At 64.5% G+C, this 500-nt stretch carries 2 pseudogenes; both read right to left on the reverse strand.

The annotated features are described in order from the left end of the window. Positions 1 to 171: pseudogene (locus tag CR917_RS28345) on the reverse strand (AMP-binding protein); the annotation flags it as partial. Positions 172 to 340: 169 nt separating this feature from the next. After that, positions 341 to 500 (reverse strand): annotated as a pseudogene (locus tag CR917_RS27900) (AMP-binding protein); the annotation flags it as partial.

A 500-nucleotide genomic window follows, 5' to 3' on the forward strand; every position in this document is an offset into this window, starting at 1 on the left:
TGCATTGGCGGGGGCACAGGCCACCTGCATCAGCTGTTTGAACGCCGATGGCGTCTGGTTGAGTACGGTGACCCCCTGCTCGCACAGCAACTGGAAGAACTCTTCCGGTGCCCGGCTGGTGGCCTGCGGCACGATGACCAGCCTGCCGCCATACAGCAGCGCACCAAAGATCNCGGGGGCACAGGCCACCTGCATCAGCTGTTTGAACGCCGATGGCGTCTGGTTGAGCACGGTGACCCCCTGCTCGCACAGCAACTGGAAGAACTCTTCCGGCGCCCGGCTGGTGGCCTGCGGCACGATGACCAGCCTGCCGCCATACAGCAGCGCNTGCATTGGCGGGGGCACAGGCCACCTGCATCAGCTGTTTGAACGCCGATGGCGTCTGGTTGAGTACGGTGACCCCCTGCTCGCACAGCAACTGGAAGAACTCTTCCGGTGCCCGGCTGGTGGCCTGCGGCACGATGACCAGCCTGCCGCCATACAGCAGCGCACCAAAGATC

Origin of the sequence: Pseudomonas sp. BRM28 (assembly GCF_002939405.1) — a bacterium.
Lineage (GTDB): Bacteria > Pseudomonadota > Gammaproteobacteria > Pseudomonadales > Pseudomonadaceae > Aquipseudomonas > Aquipseudomonas palmensis.